This window comes from uncultured Rhodoblastus sp. (assembly GCF_903903185.1).
Lineage (GTDB): Bacteria > Pseudomonadota > Alphaproteobacteria > Rhizobiales > Beijerinckiaceae > Rhodoblastus.
In genome coordinates this window covers 80,716-103,515 of the sequence record NZ_CAIUXT010000061.1, presented here as the reverse complement: position 1 = coordinate 103,515, position 22,800 = coordinate 80,716, and the positions used below count along the sequence as shown (strand labels likewise).

Annotated in this window: 25 protein-coding genes and 1 tRNA gene; 15 read left to right on the top strand and 11 right to left on the bottom strand. The window is 60.4% G+C overall.

What is annotated here, in order from left to right; translation table 11 throughout:
• Positions 1 to 141 precede the first annotated feature (141 nt).
• The 5 genes from QZY01_RS05385 (at position 142) to QZY01_RS05365 (ending at position 5,634) form a co-directional block, all read left to right on the top strand.
• Positions 142 to 588 (top strand): DUF5681 domain-containing protein, encoded by a 447-nt coding sequence (locus tag QZY01_RS05385; protein WP_294534301.1) that lies wholly within the window; start codon positions 142 to 144, stop codon positions 586 to 588.
• Positions 585 to 1,307, top strand: coding sequence for a hypothetical protein (locus QZY01_RS05380; RefSeq protein WP_294534299.1), 723 nt, complete (start codon positions 585 to 587; stop codon positions 1,305 to 1,307). Before QZY01_RS05385 ends, QZY01_RS05380 begins: the two co-directional genes overlap by 4 nt.
• Before the next feature lie 61 nt (positions 1,308 to 1,368).
• The gene (locus QZY01_RS05375) at positions 1,369 to 1,677 is read left to right on the top strand and encodes a hypothetical protein (protein ID WP_294534296.1); all 309 of its coding nucleotides are present in this window, start codon (positions 1,369 to 1,371) and stop codon (positions 1,675 to 1,677) included.
• 646 nt (positions 1,678 to 2,323) lie between these two features.
• A complete protein-coding gene (locus QZY01_RS05370; RefSeq protein WP_294534294.1) occupies positions 2,324 to 2,581 on the top strand; it encodes a hypothetical protein in 258 nt (85 codons plus the stop codon).
• A complete protein-coding gene (locus tag QZY01_RS05365) occupies positions 2,581 to 5,634 on the top strand; it encodes a hypothetical protein (protein WP_294534291.1) in 3,054 nt (1,017 codons plus the stop codon). Before QZY01_RS05370 ends, QZY01_RS05365 begins: the two co-directional genes overlap by 1 nt.
• A gap of 123 nt (positions 5,635 to 5,757) precedes the next feature.
• On the opposite strand, the gene QZY01_RS05360 is transcribed toward QZY01_RS05365, so the two are convergent.
• The 4 genes from QZY01_RS05360 to QZY01_RS05345 all read right to left on the bottom strand — a co-directional run bounded on the left by QZY01_RS05360 (position 5,758) and on the right by QZY01_RS05345 (position 9,086).
• The gene (locus QZY01_RS05360; protein WP_294534289.1) at positions 5,758 to 6,888 is read right to left on the bottom strand and encodes a hypothetical protein; all 1,131 of its coding nucleotides are present in this window, start codon (positions 6,886 to 6,888) and stop codon (positions 5,758 to 5,760) included.
• Positions 6,889 to 7,132: 244 nt separating this feature from the next.
• Positions 7,133 to 7,333 carry a hypothetical protein gene (locus tag QZY01_RS05355; RefSeq protein WP_294534287.1) on the bottom strand — a complete coding sequence of 67 codons (201 nt, stop codon included), beginning with the start codon at positions 7,331 to 7,333 and terminating at the stop codon, positions 7,133 to 7,135.
• 293 nt (positions 7,334 to 7,626) lie between these two features.
• Positions 7,627 to 8,163 (bottom strand): hypothetical protein, encoded by a 537-nt coding sequence (locus QZY01_RS05350; protein ID WP_294534284.1) that lies wholly within the window; start codon positions 8,161 to 8,163, stop codon positions 7,627 to 7,629.
• Between the two features lie 485 nt (positions 8,164 to 8,648).
• On the bottom strand, positions 8,649 to 9,086 hold the full coding sequence (locus QZY01_RS05345) for a helix-turn-helix transcriptional regulator (protein WP_294534326.1): 438 nt from the start codon (positions 9,084 to 9,086) through the stop codon (positions 8,649 to 8,651).
• Positions 9,087 to 9,187: 101 nt separating this feature from the next.
• Here QZY01_RS05345 and QZY01_RS05340 point away from each other — a divergent pair, with 101 nt between their 5' ends.
• From QZY01_RS05340 to QZY01_RS05310, 7 genes are all read left to right on the top strand, one after another.
• A complete protein-coding gene (locus tag QZY01_RS05340) occupies positions 9,188 to 9,472 on the top strand; it encodes a hypothetical protein (RefSeq protein WP_294534282.1) in 285 nt (94 codons plus the stop codon).
• A gap of 38 nt (positions 9,473 to 9,510) precedes the next feature.
• Positions 9,511 to 9,900, top strand: coding sequence for a hypothetical protein (locus QZY01_RS05335; RefSeq protein ID WP_294534280.1), 390 nt, complete (start codon positions 9,511 to 9,513; stop codon positions 9,898 to 9,900).
• 10 nt (positions 9,901 to 9,910) lie between these two features.
• Positions 9,911 to 10,237, top strand: a complete 327-nt coding sequence (locus QZY01_RS05330; protein WP_294534278.1) for a hypothetical protein — start codon at positions 9,911 to 9,913, stop codon at positions 10,235 to 10,237.
• A 51-nt stretch (positions 10,238 to 10,288) separates the two neighbouring features.
• Positions 10,289 to 10,714 carry a hypothetical protein gene (locus tag QZY01_RS05325; RefSeq protein WP_294534276.1) on the top strand — a complete coding sequence of 142 codons (426 nt, stop codon included), beginning with the start codon at positions 10,289 to 10,291 and terminating at the stop codon, positions 10,712 to 10,714.
• The gene (locus QZY01_RS05320; RefSeq protein WP_294534274.1) at positions 10,707 to 10,982 is read left to right on the top strand and encodes a hypothetical protein; all 276 of its coding nucleotides are present in this window, start codon (positions 10,707 to 10,709) and stop codon (positions 10,980 to 10,982) included. Before QZY01_RS05325 ends, QZY01_RS05320 begins: the two co-directional genes overlap by 8 nt.
• Entirely contained in the window at positions 10,972 to 11,241 is a 270-nt protein-coding gene (locus tag QZY01_RS05315) for a hypothetical protein (RefSeq protein ID WP_294534272.1), read from the top strand. The genes QZY01_RS05320 and QZY01_RS05315 overlap by 11 nt, the downstream gene beginning before the upstream one ends.
• A 1,011-nt stretch (positions 11,242 to 12,252) precedes the next feature.
• Positions 12,253 to 12,912, top strand: a complete 660-nt coding sequence (locus tag QZY01_RS05310) for a Fic family protein (RefSeq protein ID WP_294534270.1) — start codon at positions 12,253 to 12,255, stop codon at positions 12,910 to 12,912.
• Positions 12,913 to 13,539: 627 nt separating this feature from the next.
• Here the strand turns inward: QZY01_RS05310 and QZY01_RS05305 are convergent.
• The 6 genes from QZY01_RS05305 to QZY01_RS05280 all read right to left on the bottom strand — a co-directional run bounded on the left by QZY01_RS05305 (position 13,540) and on the right by QZY01_RS05280 (position 18,062).
• Positions 13,540 to 13,615 (bottom strand) — tRNA-Thr (locus QZY01_RS05305).
• 479 nt (positions 13,616 to 14,094) lie between these two features.
• Positions 14,095 to 14,787 (bottom strand): tRNA (guanosine(37)-N1)-methyltransferase TrmD, encoded by a 693-nt coding sequence (gene trmD, locus QZY01_RS05300; protein WP_294534268.1) that lies wholly within the window; start codon positions 14,785 to 14,787, stop codon positions 14,095 to 14,097.
• Between the two features lie 3 nt (positions 14,788 to 14,790).
• Positions 14,791 to 15,330, bottom strand: a complete 540-nt coding sequence (gene rimM / locus QZY01_RS05295) for a ribosome maturation factor RimM (protein WP_294534267.1) — start codon at positions 15,328 to 15,330, stop codon at positions 14,791 to 14,793.
• 85 nt (positions 15,331 to 15,415) lie between these two features.
• The gene (gene rpsP / locus QZY01_RS05290) at positions 15,416 to 15,778 is read right to left on the bottom strand and encodes a 30S ribosomal protein S16 (protein WP_294534265.1); all 363 of its coding nucleotides are present in this window, start codon (positions 15,776 to 15,778) and stop codon (positions 15,416 to 15,418) included.
• A gap of 130 nt (positions 15,779 to 15,908) precedes the next feature.
• Positions 15,909 to 17,474: a signal recognition particle protein gene (ffh, locus tag QZY01_RS05285; protein ID WP_294534263.1), complete on the bottom strand. Its 1,566-nt coding sequence runs from the start codon at positions 17,472 to 17,474 to the stop codon at positions 15,909 to 15,911.
• A gap of 192 nt (positions 17,475 to 17,666) precedes the next feature.
• Complete coding sequence (locus QZY01_RS05280; protein ID WP_294534261.1) at positions 17,667 to 18,062, bottom strand: MAPEG family protein; 396 nt, start codon at positions 18,060 to 18,062, stop codon at positions 17,667 to 17,669.
• A gap of 168 nt (positions 18,063 to 18,230) precedes the next feature.
• On the opposite strand from QZY01_RS05280, the gene QZY01_RS05275 reads away from it, so the two are divergent.
• The 3 genes from QZY01_RS05275 to QZY01_RS05265 all read left to right on the top strand — a co-directional run bounded on the left by QZY01_RS05275 (position 18,231) and on the right by QZY01_RS05265 (position 21,496).
• On the top strand, positions 18,231 to 19,922 hold the full coding sequence (locus QZY01_RS05275) for an AMP-binding protein (RefSeq protein ID WP_294534259.1): 1,692 nt from the start codon (positions 18,231 to 18,233) through the stop codon (positions 19,920 to 19,922).
• Entirely contained in the window at positions 19,919 to 20,659 is a 741-nt protein-coding gene (locus QZY01_RS05270; RefSeq protein WP_294534257.1) for a methyltransferase, read from the top strand. The genes QZY01_RS05275 and QZY01_RS05270 overlap by 4 nt, the downstream gene beginning before the upstream one ends.
• Before the next feature lie 399 nt (positions 20,660 to 21,058).
• Complete coding sequence (locus tag QZY01_RS05265) at positions 21,059 to 21,496, top strand: hypothetical protein (RefSeq protein WP_294534255.1); 438 nt, start codon at positions 21,059 to 21,061, stop codon at positions 21,494 to 21,496.
• 269 nt (positions 21,497 to 21,765) lie between these two features.
• Here the strand turns inward: QZY01_RS05265 and QZY01_RS05260 are convergent, their stop codons facing one another.
• Positions 21,766 to 22,782: a zinc-dependent alcohol dehydrogenase family protein gene (locus QZY01_RS05260; protein ID WP_294534253.1), complete on the bottom strand. Its 1,017-nt coding sequence runs from the start codon at positions 22,780 to 22,782 to the stop codon at positions 21,766 to 21,768.
• Positions 22,783 to 22,800 lie beyond the last annotated feature (18 nt).

Below are 22,800 nucleotides of genomic sequence, written 5' to 3'. Positions count from 1 at the left end.
GTTACAGCGTTACATCGTTACACCCCCTAAAGGGGGGGTGTGACGTATGTGACGCATCGGTGATCGTTACAGGCGTTGCAAATGTAACGTTTGTAACGGTTGTGACGCCTTCGCCCATTGAGAAGCAAAAAGGGGGCTCCTGTGGCTGAAAATGCAGCGGGAAAGCAGCGCGGCTCACCTTTTCAGAAAGGCCGATCAGGCAACCCCAAGGGGAAACCGAAGGGCGCGCGGCACAAGTCCACCATCTTGGCGGAAAAGCTCATGGAAGATGAGGCCGAGGCGGTCGTTCGCGCGATCATCGCCAAGGCCAAGGACGGCGACATGACGGCGGCGCGCATCGTGGTCGAGCGCATCGCGCCAGTTCGGAAGGGCCGGCCCATCAACTTGACCTTACCGAAGATCGAAACCGCAGACGACCTCGCGGCGGCTATGGCTGCAATCGTCGGCGCCATGGCGGAAGGCAAGATTACGCCTGAAGAGGCCACTGCGGCGGCCGGCGTCCTGGAAGTGCGCCGGCGGGCAATCGAAACGATGGAATTCGAGCGGCGGCTGAACGAGATCGAAAGCCGATTTGGGAAAGGCCAGTGACCATGCACAAAACGAACCTTACCCGCCTGAAACGCATCGAATGCGCGCAAGAGTCAGCGGGACTTGATCCTCAAACCGCCGTGCTGTTCGACCCCATCTTCGCGGTCATCGTCTATCATTACCTTCCCGAAGAGGGATCGCGCGCCGCCTTGACTGAAGACGATGTCTCACGCCTTCCTCAAGCGGGGTCGGTCGACATCAGCACGCTTTCTGATGCCGAGTTAAGCCGCCTCATTCTCCATGGATTTGCCCCAGGTCTCGACAAAATCCTTGTTGCGGCAGGCGCCGAGCCGCGCAACGGTCGCGACCTGAATGCGTGGCTCAAATCACCGGCAACGTTGGAAGCTCTAGAGACCTTGTACGACGCCATTCCGGCAGAGTTCAAAAGGCAAAGGTACTTCCCGGATTCCCTTATCGGTCATCTGGAGCAGGCGAAGGCATCTGCGGCCAAGGTGAGCGTTGAAACGATTTTGGTGGAGCTCGAACAGGCGCGCCGCGTGGCTTTGGAAAAAGGCCAGATCGCTGCTGCCGTCTCCGCGTCAATGAGCAAAGCGAAAGTCGCCGGACTGATCGTCGACAAACAGGAGCGCGGCGGCCCTGGCGATTTCTCTCAAATGAGCGATGACGAACTCAGAGGTTACATCGCGGGAAAATTGGATCGTCTCGGCATCGGCGCTTCGGGAGAACACGTGATGCCAAAGAAAGCGAAGCATCACTGACGCCGTCGCCGACGCGCGGAAGCGTGGCGAGGGGCTGCGAATTTCTGATCCGGAGCAGCATATGACGCTTTTCGAACAGGCCGACGATATGGGGGCCCATGTGCTCAGGCCGTATGATCGCCGTGAAGCGCTTTCGCTGCGTCGGGCGGCGGAAATTGCGGGAAGGTCGGAATCCACGGTGCGCACATGGTGCGCGGTCCATGATATTGGCCGGCGCGTAGCTAACGGCCCATGGCAGGTTTCGGCGCCGGCGTTGTGCATGCTGCTGGATGGCGATGGCAACGCCCTGGCGGAATATCTTGGCGGCGACCGTTCATCGCCCAAGGTGCGCGCCTATTTCGAGCGGTGCGGATTGGCCGCCCTGATCTGAGCCCGGACAGTGCGAACAGGGTTCGAGAGGCGGTTGCCAGTGAGGTTGCCAGTAGAAAGCCCAATCAGGCGGTTGAGGAAACCGCCGCGCCAAAGACAAGGGCTAGACGCAAGACATTCCCGCCAAGGCGAGCAAAGGGGTTACCACTCGGTTGGTTACCAGTGAGGCTACCACTGGAATACCTAAGCAGGCGATTTAGGAAGTTCCCTTTCAAGTTGAAACAAACCCCCAAGGTGACGTGTACCCAATCTTGAAATCCTGATTTCATTTCAAGCGAATTGAATTCCGCGCACCGCTACAAATCCCGCAAAATCTCCAATCTTCGCAACTTCAACAGAACCTCCGTAGACGCCGACGCGACCTCATTCACAATGGGCTCACTATTTGATTTTTGAGGGCTCGCCATGTTCGCCACCGCCGCATTCCGAAACGCCGCCCCGCGCTTTCCCGAAAAAGTCAGCGTTTATTTGCCGAAGGGCGCTCGCGCCGCGATAGAGCGCATTGCGGAAAAAACCGGGATAACGCCCCCCGAACTGCTGCGTCGGGCCATCGCCGAAAAAATCATTCCGACTGCGAACGAGGCAAGCCACGACGCCGCCGTCCCAGATCATTGCGGATGCCGCGCCAATCCGGTCAGGGGCTCGTGATGAGAACCAGCCTTCACACTCGCCTGACCCGAATTGAAGGACAGGCCCCCAACTATCCGGAATCCATTCTGGCTGACAGCCCATTCAGCGAAGAGGAAATCGCAGCCAAGATGAACGACTGGCGCGATGAAGTTGCCGCTGGTCGCGCAATCCGGGGCGGGTCCGTGATCACCTTCTTTAGACAGGCAGTGCCGATGAGCCCCGAAGAATGGGAAGCCAGTTACTGCGGTTTGCACTCGAAACAGGGTCTTTTCTAATGGCTGATGCTCTCTCGACAATAGACGCTCCTGCGCCGGCCATCCCTGCATCAATGCGCGCGTCTTCGTCTGTCCAGGCGACAATCGACGCACTCGATGCTGCTCTCAGGAACAGCGGAGGCGACAGCGGCGTCGGCGACGGAGTCACGCCCGCGCCCAATGCCGGAGCTTCGGCCCCCGCTAGCGCACCTTCGCCCGTTGATGCGACGATTGCGGCCCTTGATCGTGCACTGGCTTCTTCTGCCACACAGTCGAAGCAAGATCGCCCGCAAATCCCTCTTTCGGATGTTCCGGCTGATGTAGTGAACAGCGGTGCCCAAGGCGTCATCTACGGCGCAATGGCCGGAATCCCGTCCACGCTGCGCACGGTGCGCGACTTGGGCGCGCGTGGTCAAAACTGGCTGATTGCTCACGGCGCGAGCGCGCTCGGGATGTTGCCGGAAGGCAAAACAGCGCAAGAATTATTCAATGATATGAACGGGCTGGATGCTCAATTCGCGGGTCGCGGGCTTGATGCCGCGCTTGGTCCGACATACGAACAGGCGAAGGCGCTCCCGGACTATCTGACGGGCGGCGAATATAAGCCTAGATCGGTTCCGGGCGATTATGCCAAGACCATCGGTGAATTTCTGCCGCTCGCTGGCAAGAACCTTATTTCTGCCGGCGTCATTCCTGCCGTTGCGTCGGAAACTGCCGGCCAATTGACCGCAGGCACGGGCTTTGAGCCCGCTGCGCGCCTTGGTGGTGCGGTTCTCGGTGGCATTGGGGCTGGCGTAGCTGGCTCGGCGATCTCTGGCGGAGTTGACCGCGCTGTGCTCGCCGCTGAGCCTATCCTAAGCCCGGAGGCATCTGCCGCGCGCTACATCGCGGGGCGCGCGCAGGATTTCGATGCTGTCGATCGAACGCTTAATCCCGGCCCGATGCGTCCCGGCGAGGCGCCGAATTATGAAATGGTTCCCGGCTCCACGCCATCGCTTGCGACGTTGACCGGCGACCGTGGCCTATTGCAGGAAGAGCGGGCTCTTCGCAACGGGCGGGACGACGAGGCCAAGAACGCTTTCATTGCGAACGATCAAGAGCAGGCGAGCAAGCGCACCGAGGCGCTGTCAGGCATTCAAGAAGCCGGGAGCCCCGCTGACGTTGCCGCGCGATTCCGTCAAATTAGCAACGAGATCGACAATGCAACCCAAGCCCAGGTTGATGCTATCACCCCTGCGGCCAATGATGCGGAAGCCGCGATTGGTGGCCGTGGCGGGGCAGACGCGACCGGCTACGCTTTGCGAAAGCCGATGGAGGATGCGCGGGCGGCGTCGAAAGAGAACGAGAACAAGCTTTGGGGATTGGTCAATCCCAACCTTTCCGTTCCGAGCATGGGGATTGCCGAGACGGCGAACCGCGTCAAAGGCGAGATGAGCCGGTCGGCGACGCCCATGTCAGGCGAAGAGGCGCGCATTTTCGATGTTGCGGCGGGTTATGCCGACAATATGCCGTTCAACGAGCTGAAGGATTTGCGCTCGGCGATCACGGACGCGTCGGCGCAAGCGCGGCAGGCCGGGAATATGCAGACCACGCGCCGGCTGGACATGCTCCGGCGCTCGCTGGATGACTCGATGGACCACGGCATTGAAAATCAAGCCGCGCTGGACCAGATTGCTGTTAGCCGTGGAACGATGGCGCCGGAAGATGCGCTAAGCGCGCGTATTAAATCTTGGGGCGAAAATTTCAATGACCGGGAAAACGCCGCTGCAGCAGGTGGAGGAGGCGATAACATCCCTCCCACAGCAGAACTTGCCGGCGCTTCTAGCGTATCTGGAGCAACGCGCCAGACAGGCCGGGGATTTAGAAGCGATGCGGGCGCTGAAGCAGTACCGGGAGAAGCACTTCCCCCCGCGACGCCCGCAGACGTAGCCGCATACAAGGACGCCAAGCAAGCCACGCGCGAGCGCGCCGAAACGTTTGACGAAGGCGTTCCCGGTCAGGTTCTGCAAAGCGCGCCACGCGGCGGCTATAAAATGCCCGATGCCGCCGTTGTCTCGGCCATCGCCCCTGGCGGCAAGGCGACCGATCCGCACGTAATTAGGCAATTCCTCGCGGCTGGCGGTTCGCCGGATGCTCTTTCCGACGCCATCGCTTACACGATCCGCAAACAGGCGACGGACGCAGACGGCGTTCTAAACCCCGGCAAAGTCTATGGCTGGCTCGCCAAGAACAAAGAGGCACTGGCCGAACTTCCAGCCGACGTGGCTGCGAAGTTCAAGACTGCCGCCGATACCCGCCAAGCCGTGTTCGACATGGCGGCCAAGCGCAAAGACGCGCTTGACGCTTTCAATAATGGCGCGCTCGCCAAGGTCGCGGGCCTCTCGGACAGTGCCGATGTGGTCAAGAGCATTGGCGGCATTTTCGGCAGTCAGGGCGCCGTCCAAAAGATGCGCGACCTTGCAACGGCTGCGGCTGGCGATCCTGCGGCGGCGGAAGGCTTGAGGCGCGCCATCGTCGACCATGTCTTGAACAAGCTAACCTCGAACACTTCCATCAACGGAAGCGGCGTCAACGCGCTAAAGTCCGACGCGTTCATGGGCTTCGTCCGGCAGAATTCCGACGTGCTGCGGCAAGTGTTCTCGCCCAAGGAAATGGATACGTTTGCGGCGGTTGGCGCCGATCTCGACCGCGCCGCGCGTATTCATCAAACCAAGGGCCTCACGTCCTCACCTGGAACGGCGCAGGATTTGGCGGCGAACAAGGGCAGCATCTTGCAGGGGCTGCTTGGCGAGGCCGGCGCGGCCAGTATCGCCGCTGGGGCGCATTTCGCTGGCGCAGGCCCGTTGGGATCGGCGGCGGCGTGGCTCGGCGCCAAGACCCTTGGCCGGCTTCAGGCTGCCGGACTGGCGTCGCGTGACGCCATAGTGCGTGAGGCGATGGTCAATCCGACTGTTGCCCGCACACTGCTGGCAAAACTTCCGGTCAAGCCCGATCAGGGAACGGCGGCGGCTTTGGGGCATCAACTCGCGGTTATCGCCTCACGGGCGGCGGCAAGCGATCTGAACAGGCGTTGATTTCATCGCCCAAGGCAGACGTATCTCACGACGCGCCCAAAGCCGCCACATGCCGCAACAGCGGCTAAGGCGGAGAGGACAGCAAACATAAAGCGGTCTTCAATGTCTGAGCTGCGGTTGCTCTCACCGATCGAGCGCGAGGACGCGGCCTCGCCGTTCTCGGATCGCGGCAAGCAGCGCACGATATCCAGACGAAATCGGAAGCCCGGCCAATTCTGCTGTCTGCAATTTTCCCGCGACGTCGTCCAAGTCCATTGCAGATGCATTGGTCGCCAGCCATGCAGACTTGATCTTACGCATGGCGACGCTATCTCGGTCAATAGCCGTGGCCAAATCACTCATCGATTGCTTGAATGACCGCGCTACAAAACAATAATCGATGGCTAACAAACATATCAAAATGCCAAAGACCGCAAGCCAATCTGTGGGCCATAAAAAAGCGATTAAAGCGGCGAGACAGACAGCTCCAATTCCCCGTTTCCAACTATAGACAGCTTTGAGCCGACGAAGTTGGGCGGCACCATCGGGCGCATCAATCAGGTCCATCATAATATTCAAGTAAGAACTTAAGGGTAGATCACCTCTGCTGCCGCGAGCTAAATAACTATTTTCGACGCTGTGCCGCCATCGATGGGCCGCTCCCAACAGCCAGCCGCTTAACAACGCCCAGTCCAAAAGTGGGTGAGCTAGCCACGGTCGAGCAAGATAGGACGTAAGGCTGTCCTCAATTTCCTCGCTGACAGGAAGCAGCCACACCGTCTTGCTAGAGGTGCTCATCCATTCCGGTGCGCCCCGTTCAATTGCGTCGACGGGCCAAATTCGCCATAACCGCAATGGGTTTCCAAATCTATCGTTTCGTTTCGACGATTTTTCGGACGGCTCGCTCAACTCGGGGTAATTGAGCAAAGCATGCATAAGGTCAATGATCCAAACGGCTTCGCCGACAAGTTCATCGAAATGGCTTGGAGCGCTTTGTTCGTGTCGATTTCCCGAAGCTATGACGTGGCATTCAGCCCGTCGGATAGCCTCCGCTTTGATCGCTGGCATAAGTTCGTAAATCAACGCCGGAGTGTCTCCGGAGGCCGCGCCGTCGCTAAGATATTTGCGCCAATCAGTTTCAATTCTGGCCAACTCCACGGAGGCCATTTTCGATTGCAAAGGGGCGGGTGGGTCCAGCATCTGAGTGCTCCACGGCGCAAAAAGAAATTGATAAAAAGCCGGTGAGATTTGAGCGCGCTGTGACGCTTCGGTCAAGGGCGCGATTTTCCGCAAAGCTTGAGGCTTTTTGGCGAAGGGGACCCCTCCCACGCGCGATACTCCCGCCAATCCGGCGTTACGCTCACGGCGTTGGAGCCGCAGGCGGACCAGACAAACCGGCGCTGCGCCCCGATTTCGAGGAACGGCAATCATTGGCAAGGCCGAGCTGATCGCAACACCACGACACCCACACGCAAGCAAGGCCCGGCGCCTTCATGTAGCCAATCGTCGGCGGCGGGTATCAGGGGGGGGCCGTCATGCTCCGTTGATCGAGCGCGGTGATGCCTTGGCTCGTCGCGCCGTCTTGATTTCCAGGCTCACCGGGTGGCGTCAGCGCCACGAATAAGGACATCAAGCGCTTCTCGTCGTCATCATGGCAGAACAGCGCATCGAAGCCGCCGGCGTCGCCAAGGTCTTCGATCGGTCCGGTCCACACGACCAAGCCATTTTCGACGGCGACAACTTCGCCGGGCGTCCCGTAAGCTGACGCGTTGATTTGGACTTTCGGCACGATCTGCCTTCCCGTTCGCCACCACGGCGTGCGCGCCAGCTATTTGTCGTTCGCGGCGCTCTGCTCATCCAGCGGAATGAGTTCGGCTGTCGGATGTAATTCCGTCGCAACTTGCGACGAAACCGCAAAGTGGCAGACCGGAGGGGGCTTGGCCGAAATAATGCCGGTGTCTGTTTTCCAAAACGCAAGACTCCCGCCCCGATGAATGGGTCGGTGTCGTTTGGTTAGTCGCAAAGCTCCGCCACGCAACGCGCAGCTTCTTGCTCAAGATTTTCCTGTGAAGGCAATGAGCCTTTGCGAATTTGGTTGTTCGTGTAGGCCACAAGTTCGGCCTGAATTACAACGCTCTTTCCAACTTGCGAGCGCTTGAAAAGCCATTTGCTCACCGGAGGCCACCGCCAAAGGGATTGCTTGGACGTGACCTTTTCATAGGGTGCAGGAAATTCATCGCCGCGCTTCCCTTGGGCGTAGTGGGAAACAGCAGCCCTAGACAGCCCGGTCCGGCTGGCGATTTCATTTAGGCTGACAAGTTCGCCCGGCTCGACGTGGTCGATGGTTGCGCCAGCCGCGATGACATTATCAATCGCGGACGAGATCGCAGCCTGGAAGCTTTCGGCCTCTCTCATGAAGTCGATGATGATGCGTCCCTTTTGGAAGGAAACAGTCGCGTCATCGCATCCCGCGTCGAAAAAGCGGGTTTCAAAATCATCCGCTTGCGGGTCAAGGCCAGAAGCGATGATGCTGAATTCAAACGTTTCCATCGTCCTCCTCCTCTTTGTGTGGGCAGCGGGCGACGTCCCGCCTGATCATTTTTGCATGGTTGCCCGCATTTTTTGGCGTTCCAAAAACACCGACCTGACACCCGTCTCTATCGGCTTTAGGGCAATAGAGACGCCCCCAATGCCCCTGTTTCCGCCACGTCCAGCCTAAAGCTTCTGCTTCAGCTATAGCAGCCTCAACGTCCTTGTCAGGGTGGCGTGGCCTAGCCAAGGTCGCCACCAAAATGCATTATGCTGTTAACGGATGTCAACACTGTTTGTTCCTTGTAGGAGAAAATCAATTATCAAATGGTTAAGCCTCGTTACCCCGAAAGGCCCTGTCGCGCAACGCTCAAGGCCCGTTTAGCGGCGGCCAGACCGGCGCGCGAACGCGAAAATTTGACGCACCTTCCTTGAAGGCGCGACCGACTTTTTCAGCCTGACGCGCCGCCGCCAACGTTTTCCGCGCTAGCTTGTCTCCGGACGTTTCAGGCCTCGGGCTTAGGACCGTAATGAAGTCGCTGAATCTCGGATGGGCTATAAGTCCTTCCTACCGATGTGATGGAAGCGATCTCCTGGCGGTCCTTCGGCAGATTGTCGAAGGCTATTTTCGCCTCTTGCAGCGTGAGGCAGTTTATCGACGTGACGCCGTGATTCAAAACGGCTGAACGCGATGCGTCTACATAGATGGGTTCGTTGCTCATCCGTTTGTTCCTCAGCCTAACACCCGCGCCGCCGCCGTTTTCGGGAATGAACTCGACGCCAGCGGCCTGGAGGGCGCGGCAAAGAGCGTCTTTCGTTAGCTCACGCGGTTCGCGGGCACCCCGCTCGAAATCTACGATGGTTCGCAATCCCACCTTCGAGGCCTCAGCGAGTTGCTCTCTCGACCAGTCAAGAAGCGCGCGAGCTGCGCGGCATTGCGCCATAGTTAGCATAAAAAAACCCCTATTGCGCTTTTCATGTTGACATGAAAGAAGCGATATTGCATTTTATATGCACACTTTAGCAAGGTGCGAGGGTTTTTACAATGCCGACCAAGCTCTACCTCACCCGCAGCGAAATTTTCGCCGCCGCCTGGCGCCGCTTTCGTGCCGTGCACGGCGCCAAGGCCACGCCGCGCCAACATCCGCATTATTGGGCGGCCTGCCTGCGGATGATGTGGCAAGCAGCCAAGGGCGACGCCTTCGTGCTTTGCGCGATCCGCGATGACCAGCGCCGCGAGGCCGCCGCGAAGGCTCAGCGCCTCAGCGGGACCGGACGGCGCGCCCGCACCTATGGCGAACTGCGCCTGATCGCCAATTTCGCCGCCTGATTTCACCTCTAGCAAACCACCAACAGAAAGGGTCCAAAATGTCCAAGAATGTCATTGCGAACAGCACTCCTTCCCGCCGCCTTTTCCTCGCGGCAGGTTCGGCTGCAACTGTGTTCGGCGCCATCACCGCCGCCGCATCGTCCGATAGCGACGCCGCACTCATCGCCCTTGGCCGCGAACTTGAAGAGGCCTGGGATCAAGAGAACAAAATAAACGATAGCAGCTCCGACGAAGATGTAGTGGCCGCCTGCGGGGCGACCAGCGCGGTCGTTGAGCGGATCGAAGCCATTCCGGCCAGGACGTTGGAAGGCTTCAAGGTGAAAGCCCGCGCCGTTTCATGGTGCCATTGCGGCGACTTTGAAGGCTTCGGAACAACGACCGACGAGCGGATTGCCGCTCGCATCATCCGCGATCTCCTCGCGATCTGAGGAAAAACGCATGAGCAAAGCTGTCAACGATATTGCGCGGACATTGCTGGACGAACTCGACGCCGAGGCGAAGAGCCTTGGCGACAGATTGCAGGTCGTCAACGCATCGCGCGGGCAAATTCATCGCCTCCTGGGCGGCAAGCCAACGAAGGGACCAACCCCACCGTCGCCCATTGAACCGCCTGCCGACCGCGCCGGCGAAAGACCCGCGCGCGGTCGCAAGGCCAAACTCGGAGACTGGCGCGGTGAAGCGCCGGGACAGGAAGGAATCCTTGCAGCGGTTGTCAACGGGGCCCCTGCCGGCGCAGCGCATGCGGCGCCCGAAGGTGACGCGTGAACACCTTCGGGGCGTAACCAGTTCCATCATTCAAACAGAAGGAAATCTCCCATGTCGAACGATACCATACCCGCAAGAGCTACCGGCTTGCCGGATTTCGCAGCCGCCGTCGCCAAAATCACCGCAGCCCGCGCGGCGATCAGTCCCCTAAGCGGGCTCAAGGAGCGTCAGCGCCGGGCTTGGGCTCATTTCGAGGAAATCTCTGATTTTTCAGATTACATTTCGGAGGATGATCCCACCTTCCCACTTCTCAAAGCCGAAGTTGAGGTTCGCAGCGCGGCCGAAGCCAAAGCAATGCTGGCTGTATGCGCTTATCCGGCCCAGACGTTGGCCGAAGCCCGGTCCAAGGCCAGATTCCTCCTGAAAGCAATGCAAGGGTGCCTGTTTACGGAAGATCAGGTTCAAGCGCTATTGAGCTCGTTCCTGACCGTTGCCGAGAACGAAGTGATCAACGCAGGAGCCAACGCCTATGACTGACAAACCCGAACCCACCCGCGAGGAGACGATTTGGCGACTAGAAAATAAAGTTATGGCCCTTTGGGGCGCCATCTGTTCCGCTGACTTTGTATTTCAAGACACAGTGATCCAAGGGGCGGCGAGAAATGGCGACGACCGATACATCATCGATATTTCGGAGGCCGATTTTTCCGGCCTGGTCTACGCGATGGGGGCGCTCTCTCGCGAGGTAAAGGATTTCAAGGAATTTTTCTATCGGGAATTGGAGGGCCAAAACAATGACGAGTGAAACCCCAATGATAAAGGCAAACAAGGTCGATTACAGCGCCCTTGCCGCCAGATTCGTGGCTGCCTGCCGTGCTCATGGGCATGAACCCCGCGTGTCGTCTGATGGATACTTCGGCATTCAACTTGGCGTCTTGCCGAAGATGGAACCCGATGAGGGCGGCTTTTCGCTTGGGTTCGATCCTCGGCCTTTTGACGCCCTTCGGGATGATCCCGATTACATCCAGCGCCTGATTGACGCGACGATTGCCCACGCCGAATAAACCAATACGGCGGCGGCGCGCTGGAGGCCGACCTCAAGGCGCCGTCAATTTGACACAAGCGCGGGCTATCAACGCTCTAATTCCTGAACGAGCTCGGATGTACAGCCGCCAAGGATCGGGCCCCGCACGGTGATAACCGGTCGCGGGGCTGGTCGCGCTAAAGTCCGAAAACCCCGGCGTGGCGCCAACCGTCGAGTTAGGGCGCGAATGCCCCCGAAATCGCTTTATCGCGTCAAGGAAGCTGCCGTCGTCCTGGCCGTGAGGCATGACGCCATACATCGCATGATCGCCGACGGCAGCCTTCGAAGGGCAACGTTGGGAGCGCGCGCCGCATCCCAGCTGCGGACTTCGAGCGATTAGGAACAGCTTGACGCAAGCGCGGCGCATGATCATCGACATTCTGGGCATGTTAGGATGACGCCGTCACGCGATCGTTAGCGGTTCAGCCTGCATGTATGGAACTGGCTGGTTCTCTCATCAGTTAGTCGAGCAAACGTGATCGCAATTCGCATGCAAATCGTATCTTTTGGGCATTTAGTGGGCAGCCAGCTTCACGTAAACAATCGGGCCCAATATGTAGTGTGTCATGCGCGCAACGATCGAACTGATCGTGGCCCGGCCGGCTTGCTCGCTAGTCGTGCATCATGCATAATTGTCACGTGTAAGTGTCAACGGCTTAGTCTGCGGCACTATCTATCGTAATAAAATCGAAAATTTTCAACGACATAAATAAATCGGCGGGAGAAGCAGATGCCAACAATGACGCTGGACCAAATTGCCGAGAAGGCGCGGCGGCACGTTGTGACGCCCTCTCAGAGACGAGCGCAGCGCGTAAGCCTCGTTATGGGCCTCCGCGCTAATGGTTCAAATGTCACGCGTGAGGAAGTGTCGAGCTTTTTGGATGAAATCGAGGGTCATGAACCCACCCAGAGCGCGGACAAAAAGGCTACCGTACGTTGACATAATTAAATTCATGATGCCCAGCATTAGCTGGGCTTTTTTTTGTGAGTAATGATGTTTGACGATAATTGGGATTTGATCAACGGCGAGGCCGCGCACAAAATTGAGCACTTAAACGCCACGAACGTGGTAAATCTGCTTGAAGCTGTTATAATTTTTTACCTAGAACATATTCGCCTCGGCCGCCCCGCTTCACCGCCGGACCCATCAGTTTTGCGCGAATTCCACCGGGCAGGGACCATCCTCCTTTTGGCGAGCCCGGGCATTTATCGCCGTGAAGAGGTCTGTGTCGGTAATCGAGCTACAGGCGTCATTGTCCATCAGCCTCCGCCTTGGGCAGAGGTGGAGGGTCATGTTGAAACGTTGTTTCGGGAGCTCAGTGAAATTTGGACGATTGGCGACGCGCTTGATGCTGCCGCGTATGCCTTGTGGCGGATTAACTGGGTTCACCCGTTCAAGAACGGCAATGGCCGTACAGCAAGGGCCTTCGCGTATACCTGCCTTTGCGCCAAATTGGCCGTCGTTTTGCCGGGCGCGCCGACGGTAATTGACCAAATCATGGCGACGCGTGAGCGCCTCGGAGCCTGTTTGAAACAAGGAGACGACACCTTTGCCGCTAGCGGCAAAGCTGATCTGTCTGCGATGAAAGCCTATCTGTTCGAGCTTTTACAGATCCAGATCGCCAGTCTGGACGAGCCGGAACAAACTTAGAAAGGTTGGGCCTGCGCGCGGCCGTGACGCCGATCGGGGTCAGCATCAGGCGTAAGCGCCGGTTAGCAGCCCCTCAAGCACATCCCTCGGCATCCGCTTGATGCTGCCGCTCTCGGTTACGATATAGGCGCGGGACGTGATGCCCATGGCCGTACCTTATCGGTTGATCAACCCGAGCTTAACCCATCAGTCGGCGCTGTCCATTGTCGGACGAGCCGGATCGGGGGGGAGTCCCCACGCCTCCGGCCCAAGGGGCTGATATCTCCCTCCCTATCGCCTCTGGACGACGATGGCGCCGGAGATTTAAGCCGTGTTTCATCGTAGTTTGGCGCAAATGACGGTATTTGAACGCGGCGGCCGGATGATGGGAGACGATTATCTCCCCCCGGTTGCGCAGCTGACGGCCGACACTCCGCCAAAAGCCCGACCCATGATCAAATCATGGAATTTCCCGGCGCGTCTTGCGGAGCCAACGACGCTTATCCGGCAAGCCAGCTCGAATCAGCGACGTCGCGTGGGGAGGTTTTCGGACGCGCCGATAGCCCAAAATTTCCGCAGATTTCCCCCGCCCGCTTACCGATTGCTTACCGGACTGCTTCTGGAAGGTGTGGAAATCGAGCTAAGTGCTGGTGCCGCTTGAGGGATTCGAACCCCCGACCCCCTCATTACGAATGAGGTGCTCTACCAGCTGAGCTAAAGCGGCTTCGTCCATGTGGTTAAGCGCGGACGCCGTCCTCATAGCCAGATTGCGGGCCTTTGGCAAGGCGCGCCGCCGGCGCGGGTTTTGGTCGCCGAACCGGAATTCGCAATTCCCGAAACTCTGCGCGCCAGGGTTGCGCAATAAGGCGAAAAACCTGCAAAACCTGCAAAAAACCGTGCGATTCGCATCGAAATCACGCTGTTTTCGGTAAAAAAACGGCCAAAAACGGCTTGGTATTTTCACCTCTTGCAGTCAGCAACCAAAGGTTGCAATCCTCTGCCCGCCCTGGCGCCGGCGGCCCGATCTTCTTGAAAAAACATTGTATAAACAACACACTAATGGCATATTCGGCGCCCTCGCCGGCCGGGTGTTTCACGTGAAACAAAGCAAGAACGAGAGTTTGGGCGCCAATTTTCGCCCCAAATGCGGCCTCCCGCACTTCTAACTTTACTGTTTTTCCGACTTTCGAGGATCGGGGGGCGTCATTTTTCCTCGTGCGCCTTCCACAAATCCGGGCGGCGGGCCTTGGTCAGGGTTTCCGCCTGTTCGCGCCGCCAGCGCGCGATGCGCGCGTGATCGCCCGACAGCAGGGCTTCGGGGATCGTCCGTCCCTCCCAGTCGCGCGGGCGGGTGTAATGCGGATATTCGAGCAGGCCGCGTTCAAAACTTTCGTCGTCGCCGGAATTTGGCTTGCCCATCACGCCCGGCAGCAGCCGCACGCAGGCGTCGAGCAGGGTCAATGCGGCGATCTCGCCGCCGGACAGGATGTAATCGCCGATCGAAATCTCGCGCAAACCCCGCGCCTCGATTGCGCGTTCGTCCACCCCTTCGAACCGGCCGCAGACGAGGATCAGCCCTGGACCGGCGGCAAAATCGCGCGCCATTTTCTGGGTCAGGGTTTCGCCGCGCGGCGACAGCAGCAGGCGCGGGCGGGGGTCGTCGGGAGAATTGCCGGCGTCGAGGCTCGCCGCCAGAACGTCGGCGCGCAACACCATGCCGGGGCCGCCGCCAGCGGGGGTGTCGTCCACGGCGCGGTGGCGCCCCAGGCCGTGATCGCGGATGTCGCGCGTCTCCAGCGCCCAAAGCCCGTTGGCCAGCGCCGTTCCGGCGATCGAGGCGCCTAGCGGGCCGGGAAACATTTCCGGGTAAAGGGTTAAGACGAACGCCGTCCACATGGGTCAGCGGTCCGGCTTATGTGGCCCGACCGGGCCGGGTTCGGCGTCGATTTCCAGCGGCGGCGCGACAATCACCTTGCCGCCCGCGAGGTCGATTTGCGGCACGACGACGCGGGTGAAGGGAAACAGAAGGGTCTCGCCGGCGGACGGCGCGACTTCCAAAATGTCGCCGGCGCCGTAATTGGGCACGGCGACGATGGTTCCGAGCCAAACGCCGTCGCCGGTTTCGGCGCGCAGGCCGATCAGGTCGCGGCAGTAAAACTCGTCCTCATCAGGCGGCGGCAGTTTTTCACGCGCGATGAATAATTTCACGTGGGTGAGCTTTTGCGCGGCGTCGCGCCCGGTGACGCCCTTGACCCGCGCCACCAGCAGATCGTCCTTGAGCGGGCGGCAGGCGGTCAACGAGAATTCCCGGCCCGAGCCATCGTGCAAGGCGCCGTAGGCGGCGATGCTGGCCGGCTCGGCCATATAGGATTTGAGCCGTATTTCGCCGCGCACGCCATGGGGCGCGCCAAAAACCCCGACCAGAACCTCGTCGTCCATCCTCAGCTCCAGAAAATCGACGGCTTGAATGAAAAACGCCGCCGCATCGACAGAAGCGGCGGCGCCTCGACAAAGCGGCGCAAAATTATTCGGCTGCGGCGGCGGCGGCCTTTTCCGCGGCGGCGGCGGCGGCGGCGGTGCGCTCCTGCGCCTTCTTCTTCGGCAGCGCCTTTTCCGGATTGTTGCGCGGTTCGCGCTTGATGGCGCCGACGCCGTCGAGCAGGCGGGTGACGCGGTCGGTGGGCTGCGCGCCCTTCGTCAGCCATTCCTTGGCCTTTTCGACGTCGAGCACGAGGCGGGTTTCCGAATCCTTGGCCGCGAGCGGATCGAAGGTCCCGAGCTTTTCAATGAAGCGGCCATCGCGCGGCGAACGGGCGTCGGCGACGACAATGCGGTAGAACGGACGCTTTTTCGCGCCACCGCGCGACAGGCGAATCTTTAGCGACATGGATTATTTCCTTTTTTCAGTCCCTTACGGGCGTTTGTAGCCGAGGGGCGGGCGATGTCTTGACGCTCAAACAGCCGGCCCCTCACCCGGCAGTCCCAATCTCCGCCGCACGCACGACGGAGCGAAAAGCTCATTTCTTCTTGCCGAATGGATTGAGGCTCGACAGGCCGCCCAGACCGGGAAGGCCTGAGATTCCGCCCGGTTTGCCGGCGCCGAGCCCGGGAAGGCCGGACTTGGACGGAAAGGCGCCCGGCGGCAGGTTTGGTGGAATCCCGGCGCCCATGCCGGCTCCGCCGCCGAATTTTTTCTGCAATTCGGCGATTTCCTCCTGCGAGGGCTGCGGCATGCCGCCGCCAAGCCCAAAGGCCTGCGCCATCTGCGCCATCGGGCCGCGTTTGGCGCCGTTCATCGACTTCATCATGTCGGCGGTGGTCCGATGCTGCTTGAGCAGGCGGTTGACCTCCTCGACCTTGGCGCCCGAACCGGCGGCGATGCGCTTCTTGCGCGAGGCCTTCAAAAGTTCGGGATTGCGCCGCTCGGCCGGCGTCATCGACATGATGATGGCGCGCTGGCGCTTGATCATATTGTTGTCGATCTTGGCGGCGGCCATCTGCTCCTTGATTTTGGCCATGCCGGGCAGCAGGCCCATGATGCCGCCAAGCCCGCCCATGGTTTCGACCTGCGAGAGCTGGTCGGCCATGTCCTGGAGGTCGAACTTGCCCTTGCGCATCTTGTCGGCAATGCGCATGGCCTTTTCGGCGTCGATGTTTTCCGCGGCCTTTTCGACCAGGGCGACAATGTCGCCCATGCCGAGAATGCGGTTGGCGATGCGCTGCGGATGAAAATCGTCCAGCGCGTCCATTTTTTCGCCAGTGCCGATCAGTTTGATCGGTTTTCCCGTCACCGCGCGCATCGAAAGGGCCGCGCCGCCGCGTCCGTCGCCATCGATGCGGGTCAGGACGATGCCGGTGATGCCGACGCGGTCGTCGAAATTTTTGGCCAGATTGACCGCGTCCTGGCCTGTCAGGGCGTCGGCGACGAGCAGGATTTCATGCGGCCGGGCGGCGGTCTTGATTTCGGCCATCTCCGCCATCAGCGGCTCGTCGATATGGGTGCGGCCGGCGGTGTCGAACAAGACCACGTCATAGCCTTGCAGACGCGCGGCCTCTTCGGCGCGCCGCGCGATCTGCACGGGAGTTTGGCCCGCGACAATCGGCAAGGTGTCCACGCCGACCTGCCGGCCGAGCACCGCCAGCTGTTCCTGCGCCGCCGGACGCTTCACGTCGAGCGAGGCCATAAGCACCCGCTTCTTGAAGCGCTCGGTCAGGCGCTTGGCGATTTTGGCGCAAGTCGTGGTCTTGCCCGCGCCTTGCAGGCCGACCATCATGATCGCCACCGGCGGCGCGGCGTTGAGGTCGATCGGCTCGGCGTCGGAGCCGAGCGTCTCGATCAGCACGTCATTGACAATCTTGACGACCATCTGGCCCGGCGAAATCGATTTCACCACCTCGGCGCCGACGGCGCGGGCGCGCGCCTTGTCGACGAAGGAGCGCACGACGTCGAGAGCGACGTCGGCTTCGAGCAGGGCGCGGCGCACTTCGCGCATGGCGGCGTTGACGTCCTCCTCGCTGAGGGCGCCGCGACGCGTCAGGCTGTCGAATATGCCGGAGAGCTTTTCGGAAAGGCCCTCAAACATTTTTTGTCCTTTTTTCCGTGTCAACGACCACAAGCGGTCCTTGATTTCAATGCAAAGAACGCCCGGGGGCGCATCGCGCTGCCGGGCGTTGGCCTCCCGCTTCGGGCGCGGGTCGACTTTGTCTTAAAAAATAGTCTCTGACGAGCGAGCGGCTTCTAGCGCTCCCGCCGCCCGGTGTCAAATTTTGCCGACTCAGTCGCCGAGAACGAGGCGCGCCAAAATGTCGATCAATGCGCCGAAAAGCAGTACGGCCACGGCCAGCGCCTGGACGCCAAAGCCCAGGGAGCGCTTTTCCGGGGCCTCCCGATAGCCGCGCCGGTAAAGAAAGCGGCCGACGATCCACAACAGGCCGAGAAGCGCGGCGCCGAAGTCGGAAACGTAAAAGGCGAACAGCCACAGGCTGGGCAGATAGATCGGCAGCCATTCGAGCGTGTTCATCTGGATACGGTAGAGCCGCTCGAAAAGCGGATCGCCGGTTGTCGCCGGGGCGGCGACCTTTAGTTGGATGCGCGCCCTGCCCACGTCGATGGTGAGCCAGAAATAGAAAAGCAGCGAGGCCAAAGTGACCAGGGAGGTATAATAGAGCATGGCGAGTCCTCAACCAAGGGAAAGCCGGGACGCGCAATCGCGACCGCAACAGCCCAAGCCTTCGCGTGCGACGGTGGCGGCGTCAAGCGCAATGCGCTTGCAACGGGCAGGCACGCCAGTTTAAACATGAACCAATAACAGGCCTCGAGGTCGCGAGGGGAGGAAAAAATGCAGGTTTCGGAACAGCTGCTGGCGGCGAGGCCGTGGCTCGCGCATTATCCGCCCGGCGTACCGGCGGAGATCGACCAAAACTCCTGTCAAAACCTCGTCGAGATCTGGCGGCGCAGCCGCGACGCCTATGGCGCGCGCGTCGCGCTGGAAAGTTTTGGCGTGCGCCTGACCTATGCGCAGCTTGGCCACGCGGCTGATCGCGTCACCGCCTGGCTGCAGGCCAAGGGTTTCGCGAAAGGCGACCGCGCCGCAATCATGTCGCCCAATGTCATGGCCTATCCGGCCATTCTGCTCGGCATTCTCCAGGCCGGCGGCGTCGTGGTCAACGTCAACCCGCTCTATACGTCGCGCGAGCTCGAACTCCAGATCGTCGATTCGACGCCGCGCTTTTTGTTCGTGCTCGAAAACTTCGGCGCCACCGTCGCCGCCGTGGTCGGGCGGCTGAAACTGGAGCGCATCGTTCTCGTCGCGCCCGGCGACCTGCTCGGCGGCAAAGGGGTGATGGTCAATCTGTTTTCGCGCCTGGTCAAGAAAGCGGTCCCCAAAGCCGATCTTCCCGGCGTCCTTTCCTTCGCCGCGCTCTTGCGCGAGGCGAAGGGGCTGAAACCGCAGCCCGTGACCGTGACCGGCGACGACATGGCGGTGCTGCAATATACCGGCGGCACCACCGGCTCGGCCAAGGGCGCCATTCTGCTGCATCGCAATCTCGCGGCCAATATCGAGCAGAACGCCGGCTGGTTTGCGCCTTTTCTGAAGCCGGACCAGCCCTCCGTGTCGATTACCGCCCTGCCGCTCTATCATATTTTCGCCATGACCGCCTGTTTCTGGTTCCAGATTCGCCGGGGCGGGTCGTGCCTGCTGATCGCCAATCCGCGCGACATCCATAATCTCGTCAAGACCTTGCAGAAAAGCCATTTCACCGACTTCAGCGGGGTCAACACGCTCTATAACGCTTTGGTCGATTATCCCGGCATGAAGACCATCGACTATCGTTCCGTCGCCACTTTTGCGGCGGGCGGCATGGCCTTGCAGCCGGCGGTCGCGCGCAAATGGAAGCAATTGACCGGCAAGGCGATCGTCGAAGGCTACGGCCTGTCCGAGACCTCGCCGGTTCTGTGCGCCAATCGCCCCGATATCGAGGAATTCACCGGCACGGTCGGCTATCCGGTGTCCTCCACCGAAATCTCGATCCGCGACGCCGCCGGGGAGCCGGTTGCGATCGGCGAGCGCGGCGAAATCTGCGCGCGCGGGCCGCAGGTCATGGCCGGCTATTGGGATCGCCCGTTGGCGACCGAGGCGGCGATGACCAAGGACGGCTATTTCCGCACCGGCGACGTCGGCGTGATGCTGCCGGACGGGCAGATCAAGATCGTCGATCGCCTCAAGGACATGATCATCGTGTCGGGCTTCAACGTCTATCCCAACGAGGTCGAGGAAATTCTGGTCGAACATCCCGGTGTGCTCGAGGCGGCGGTGGTCGGCCGCCCGTTTGCCGCGACCGGCGAGGAGGTCATCGCCTTTGTCGTGCCGCGCGAGGCGGGGCTGAGCGAAGAGGACTTGAGGCATTTTTGCCGCGAAAGGCTGACCGGCTATAAAATGCCGCGCGAAATCATTTTCCGCGACGAATTGCCGAAATCCAATGTCGGCAAGGTTTTGCGGCGGCAATTGAAGGAAACGCTGGGCGCGTGACGGAAATTCTGGACCGGGCAGGTTTCATTCGCGCCCAGACGCGGCTGCTGCCGGTTCCCCATGCGCCCGAAATTTCGCTGCATCTCGCGCACGAGGCGACGGAGCTTTGGCAGAAGACCGAGGACGAACTCGGCGAAATCGGCCTGCCGCCGCCGTTCTGGGCTTTTGCCTGGGCGGGAGGGCAGGCGCTGGCGCGCTATCTGCTCGACCATCCCGCGCTGGTCGTCGGCAAAAGCGTGCTGGATTTCGCCTCCGGTTCGGGTCTCGTCGCCATAGCGGCGGCCAAAGCCGGCGCCTTGCGGGTGGAGGCCTGCGACATCGACGCTTTTGCCGTCGCCGCCATGGCGGTGAACGCGCAGGCCAATGGCGTCATGGTGGAATCGCGCCTCGAAAACCTGATCGGCTGCGACGAGGGCTGGGAGGTGGTGCTGGCCGGCGACGTTTCCTATGAGCGCGACATGGCGGAGGCGGTCACGGATTGGCTCGAACACTTGGCGCGACGCGGCGCGCTGGTGCTGATCGGCGACCCCGGACGCGCCTATCTGGCGCGCGAAAAGCTGGAATCGCTGGCCGAATATCGCATCCCCGTCACCCGCGCGCTGGAGGACTGCGAGATCAAGAAGAGCGAAGTGTGGCGGTTCAAAGGGCTGCTGAACGCGTCCACTGGTCGCGGCGGGGATTTTGACGGCGTTTTTTCGAACCCCGGACCCGCAAAATTTGGAAAAACAAGAAAGTGAAAATCGATTCGGGCCGCTTTTGCGGTGAAAATAAGCGGCTTTATGTTTGTTCTTTGTTTGTTTCACGTGAAACACTCGGGTAGCGGCGGAGTCGAACCGACCCGATAACGTGTTGTTTTTGAATTATTTTATAAAAAGCAGGGGGCGGTCCGCGCCGCAGCCGGGGAGATGATTTCAACCTATGATTGCAGCGCAAGAGGGGTGAAAATACACATCGGTTTTTGGCGCTTTTGGCACTGAATTTGCACGAAAATCGCGTACATTTGTCACGAATTACACGGTTTTCGCAGGTTTTTCGCACGCGCATGCAACCCTGACGCGCAGAGTCGCGGAAATGGCGAATGCGGCGCCCGCGATGGCAAATCCGGCCGCCGCCGCGTGAAACGTCCCGCGGGACGGGTGAACGCAAAGGCCAATGGCGAGGTTTTGGCGCCGCGCCTCGAAAACCCGATTGATTGCGACGAGGGCGGGGAGGTCGTGCTGGCTGGCGACGTTTCGTCCGAGCGCGACATGGCGGAAGCGGTCACTGCGGGGCTCGAAAATTGGGCAACGCACCGGGTTGGCGGATATGCTCGACGATTTGGCGCGGACGAACATTCTGTGATGGCGGCGTCATTGCGAGCGAAGCGAAGCAATCCAACGGCATCGAGAAGAGGCTTGGCCAGTCTAAACGTCCGGGTTCGGCTCAAACTGGTCTTTCAAGCTTTTCCCGTTACGTCCGGTACAACGTCGTCAGCGGACTTCCACGGCTTCCGTCGAACGCGTATTCGTGACCCAAGGCGGAAATTCACGCCGAAAACACTTGTCGGTCTCTATGAGCAGGAAGCGGTCTTATAATGAAATTCTGCTCTTGAGCACTTTGCTGCCGTCCAACCGCCGGCGCCAGGGCAGTCTCATTTATGAAGCGCCAATATAACTTCATGCCATTTAAGCCGCCTAATTGATTGGCGTCTTTCCGCTTATCTTCCCACCTCTACCTGATCGTGAAGCTGGCGCTCGATCCGTCGCTTAATTCCCGCGAGAGCATTGGCGTCAGCCGGGGCTGTAATGAAACAAGGCCGCCCCTGCCGCGCGGCCTTGTTGTTTTGCGGAAAATTTGACCCAATTCAGACGCGAAGGAGGGTTTTTATGGCGCGCCGTTCGTCCATCGCCCGATAGCCTTCGGCGACGTCGGCGAGGGGCAAGACAAGGTCAAACACCTTGCCGGGGTTGATCTTGCGGGTCAGCACGAGGTCCATCAGATGCGGCAGGAAACGCCGCACTGGCGCGGGACCACCCATCATTCCTACCTGCGCGAAGAACAGTTGCTGCCCATCGAACTGCACGCCATGGGGCACGCCGACATAGCCGATCGTCGAGCCCGGACGCGCGCAGGCCAGCGCCTGCGACATGGATTGCTGCGTGCCCACGCATTCGAGCACAGAATCCGCGCCGATGCGATGGGTCAATTCCCGAACCTTCGCCACGCCCTCGTCTCCGCGCGCGGCCACGATGTCGGTCGCGCCATATTCGAGCGCCAATTCCTGCCGCGCCTTATGCCCGCTCATGGCGATGATGCGCTCGGCGCCCATCTGTTTCGCGGCGAGGACGCCCATCAGCCCCACCGCGCCGTCCCCCACGACGACAACCGTCGAACCGGGCTGCACGCGCGCCGCATCGGCGGCGTACCAACCGGTGCCGAGCACGTCCGAGGCGGCGAGCAAGCTCGGAATCAGGTCCGCGGACGGCATTTCGGTGGTCGCGACGAGCGTTCCGTCGGCAAGCGGAACGCGCGCCAGCGTCGCCTGCGCGCCGGTCATGAACTCGCGGTGTTCGCAGGAGGACTGGAAGCCGTGGCGACAATGCGGGCAGGTGTTGTCGGAGATGCAGAAGGAGCCCACGACGAACTGGCCGGGCTTGACGGTCGTGACGGCGCTGCCGACTTCGACCACCACGCCGCAATATTCATGGCCCATGTGCATGGGCTGATTGACCTCGTTGAGCCCGCGATAAGGCCAAAGATCGGAGCCGCAGACGCAGGTCGCCGAAAGCTTGATGATGGCGTCGGTCGGATAGATGATCTTGGGTTCGGCGACCTCCTCGCAGCGGATGTCGCGCGGGCCGTAGAGTACGGTTCCTAACATGCATTTTTCCTTGATTTG